Source organism: Pseudomonas brassicacearum (assembly GCF_003732265.1).
Taxonomy (GTDB): Bacteria; Pseudomonadota; Gammaproteobacteria; order Pseudomonadales; family Pseudomonadaceae; genus Aquipseudomonas; species Aquipseudomonas brassicacearum_D.
In genome coordinates, this window is record NZ_MOBK01000281.1 from 1 (window position 1) to 624 (window position 624).

Consider the following 624-nt stretch of genomic DNA (forward strand, 5'->3'; position numbering starts at 1 on the left):
CGAATCGATATCGCCATTGGCAAACACCGGGATCGACACCGCCTGCTTGATCGCGGCAATCGTGTCGTACTCGGCTTCACCCTTGTACAGATCGGCGCGAGTGCGGCCATGCACTGCCAGCGCGGAGATCCCGGCCTGCTCGGCGATCTTCGCCACGGTCAGACCGTTCTTGTTGTCGCGATCCCAACCGGTGCGGATCTTCAGGGTGACCGGCACATCAACCGCAGCCACAACGGCCTGCAGGATCTCGGTGACCAGTGCTTCATCTTTCAACAACGCGGAACCGGCGGCCTTGTTGCAGACCTTCTTTGCCGGGCAACCCATGTTGATATCAATAATCTGTGCGCCCAGTTCGACGTTGGCCCGGGCTGCATCCGCCAGCATCTGTGCATCACCACCGGCAATCTGTACCGAGCGTGGCTCGGGATCGCCTTCGTGGATCATGCGCATGCGCGACTTGCGGGTGTTCCACAGGCTCATGTCACTGGTGACCATTTCCGAGACTACAAGCCCTGCGCCCAAACGCTTGCACAGCTGACGAAAGGGCTGATCGGTGACGCCCGCCATCGGGGCGAGAATCAAGCCGTTCTGCAATGTGTATGGGCCGATGCGTACCGCCGACAT

At 60.4% G+C, this 624-nt stretch carries 1 protein-coding gene; it reads right to left on the reverse strand.

Annotated features, from left to right (window positions below):
* The coding region (locus BK660_RS31270) for a tRNA dihydrouridine synthase (RefSeq protein ID WP_185045299.1) at positions 1 to 624 on the reverse strand (624 nt) is incomplete at its 3' end.